Here is a 2604-nt window from a genome sequence, read left to right as displayed (position 1 = left end):
AAGGTCACGTACAAGGTCGAGGCGACCCGTGTCGAGCAGCGCACCGACTTCGACAAGCTGATCGTCGACGTCGAGACCAAGCAGGCCATGCGTCCGCGCGACGCCATGGCGTCGGCCGGCAAGACCCTGGTCGAACTGTTCGGTCTCGCCCGCGAGCTGAACATCGACGCCGAGGGCATCGACATGGGCCCGTCCCCGGTGGACGCCGCCCTGGCCGCCGATCTGGTGATGCCGATCGAGGAGCTCGACCTCACCGTCCGTTCGTACAACTGCCTCAAGCGCGAGGGCGTCCACTCCGTGGGTGAGCTCGTAGCCCGCTCCGAGGCCGACCTCCTCGACATCCGCAACTTCGGTGCGAAGTCCATCGACGAGGTCAAGGAAAAGCTCGCCGGCATGGGCCTCGGTCTCAGGGACAGCCCGCCCGGATTCAACCCGACCGCCGCTGCGGACACGTTCGGCACCGACGACGGGGACACGGGTTTCGTGGAGACCGAACAGTACTGAACGCAGTGCTGCGCCGGTCACAGCGACACTTCGCGTACGGGACCGGGAGAACCTCCACCGAACGTCCTGGGTCACGTGGAATCAGCAGATCAGGTGCGGTCGAGAAAGGAGCGGTCGGGCTGACCGGATACGCGTCGGCCTGCAGCCCGCAGCAGTTCGCCATCATCGGCTCGACCGGCGCCGAGCGTTCGAGGTCCGCTGCCGGGCAGGTCAGTGCGTGTTGCCAGGGGCTGTCTTGGAGTGGGTGGACTGCGTCCATGAAGTCAGGAAGCCCAGGGCCTGCTGGGAGGGAGTTCCCGGTTCGGCGGTCATGACCATGAGCTGCTGGTCGGGGTCGGCCGTGCTGGCGAGCATCTCCCAGTCCAGGGTGAGATCGCCGGCGACGGGGTGGTATGGCCTGGAACTCGCCGGAAACCTCTACCTGCCGGACGACTACACCGGCGACCGCCGCCCGGCTGTCGTGGTGTCCCATCCCTTCGGCGGGGTGAAGGAGCAGACGGCTGGTCTGTACGCCGAGCGGCTGGCCGGCGAGGTCTTCGTCGCTCTGGCCTTCGACGCCTCCTACCAGGGCGAGAGTGAGGGAGAGCCGCGCTTCCTGGAGAATCCCTTCGCCCGCGCCGAGGACATCAAGAGCGCCGTCACCTTCCTGACCACGCGCGAGGAGGTCGACCCCGGGCACATCGGCGCCCTGGGTATCTGCGCCTCGGGCGGCTACGTCCCCTACGCCGCACAGACCGACCACCGCATCAAGGCCGTGGCCACGGTCAGCGCGGCCGACATGGGCGCACTCTTCCGCGAGGGCCTCGGCGGCGGTCAGAGCGAGGACGTCATCCGCGGCATGCTGGACCAGGCCGGCAAGGACCGCACCGCGGAAGCCAGCGGCCGGCAGCCCCGCCTGGAGCACATCGTCCCCGAGACCGCAGAGGACGCGAACGGATGGCCCACCCTCTACCAGGAGGGCAGGGACTACCACCGCACCCCCCGCGCCCAGCACCCCCACTCCCCCAACTGGTACCTCGCCCGAAGCGTCGACCAGATCGCCCAGTACTCCTCCTACGACCTCATCCACCTCATCTCGCCACGCCCCCTGCTGATGATCGCCGGGACCGAGGCGGACACCGCGTACTTCAGCCGCGAGGCGATCGAGAAGGCGAACGAGCCCAAGGAACTCTTCTGGATCGACGGCGCCACCCACATCGACCTCTATGACAAGGAGGATTACGTGCCCACCGCCCTGACCAAGCTGACCGGCTTCTTCCGCGAGCACCTCACCGTCTGACCCGCGCAGCGGCCCCGCGAATCCGCGGGGCCCCACGCCAATCCCGTGATCGGCAGGCGGCATCGGCCAGCCGGCGGCGCCGGCGATGCGGGACACCGGGGCTGGGGACCCTTCGGTGTGCCCGCTTCACCCCGGCGACCTGATCTTCACCGGGACCCCGGCCGGGGTGGGCAACCGCCGCGTTCCGCAGCGGTTCCTCGGCCCCGACGACGTCCTCGTCAGCCGGATCGACGGCCTGGGCGAGATGCGCCAGACCTTCCGATGAACGCGGGCCTCCGGGAGAGAGGACCACCAGCGCGTGTCGACGGCGCCCCGCGAGACGGCGTTGATCCGAACCGGCGTGAGTTCGACAGCCAGGGGTGACACGATCCGCTCGATCGGGCCGTTGACCGCGGCGAAGGCCACCGTCCCGGCCAGTGCCGATCGTGCGGTGGAGGCGGAGATCGGCGTGATCGAACCCGTCACCTTCGTGTGCTGAGCGGCGAACGGGACCGTCTCCTCTTCAGCCGTGGCGTGGCGCTGCGCGAACTCCTCGACCGGGCGATGGCGCGGCGGGATCGCCGCTGACGCCGGTCCCGAGCTCCTCATCGGCGTGGTTTACGGCGTTCCGTGGTACCGACTGCTGCTCGACCACGCACCACTGGACGAGGCTGCGGGCCGGCAGCTCGCGTCGCTGGTGGTTCGTGCCACTCGCCGAGTCGGGTTCCTGAGTTTTCGGCTCGGGCGGCCAGTTGCTCGGGGGGTGTCGGGCGATCCTGAAGATCCGTACGCCGCCGCTGTCCGCCGTCCCTGTGGGGCGGGGCGGGAAAGTCGCGGCGGCC

The 2604-nt window shown here is 69.3% G+C and carries 3 protein-coding genes and 2 pseudogenes; 3 read left to right on the top strand and 2 right to left on the bottom strand.

The genetic code is table 11. The features are described from left to right. On the top strand, positions 1–504 hold a 504-nt coding region (locus ABT085_RS45540; protein ID WP_351622914.1), incomplete at its 5' end, for a DNA-directed RNA polymerase subunit alpha C-terminal domain-containing protein. Between the two features lie 210 nt (positions 505–714). Here the strand turns inward: ABT085_RS45540 and ABT085_RS45535 are convergent. After that, positions 715–858 carry a hypothetical protein gene (locus ABT085_RS45535; RefSeq protein WP_502982994.1) on the bottom strand — a complete coding sequence of 48 codons (144 nt, stop codon included), beginning with the start codon at positions 856–858 and terminating at the stop codon, positions 715–717. 13 nt (positions 859–871) lie between these two features. Between ABT085_RS45535 and ABT085_RS45530 the strand changes: the two genes are divergently transcribed. Continuing rightward, positions 872–1783: an alpha/beta hydrolase gene (locus tag ABT085_RS45530; protein WP_351622911.1), complete on the top strand. Its 912-nt coding sequence runs from the start codon at positions 872–874 to the stop codon at positions 1781–1783. A 112-nt stretch (positions 1784–1895) separates the two neighbouring features. Then, positions 1896–2048 (top strand): annotated as a pseudogene (locus ABT085_RS45525) (fumarylacetoacetate hydrolase family protein); the annotation flags it as partial. Between the two features lie 47 nt (positions 2049–2095). Here the strand turns inward: ABT085_RS45525 and ABT085_RS45520 are convergent. Further along, a pseudogene (locus ABT085_RS45520) lies at positions 2096–2371 on the bottom strand (SDR family oxidoreductase); the annotation flags it as partial. Between the last annotated feature and the right edge of the window lie 233 nt (positions 2372–2604).

This window comes from Streptomyces sp. NPDC002265, assembly GCF_040296125.1.
In the GTDB taxonomy this organism is placed as follows: Bacteria; Actinomycetota; Actinomycetes; order Streptomycetales; family Streptomycetaceae; genus Streptomyces.
Note: the sequence above shows the minus strand (reverse complement) of the source record. Positions and strands in the feature narration are given on the sequence as shown.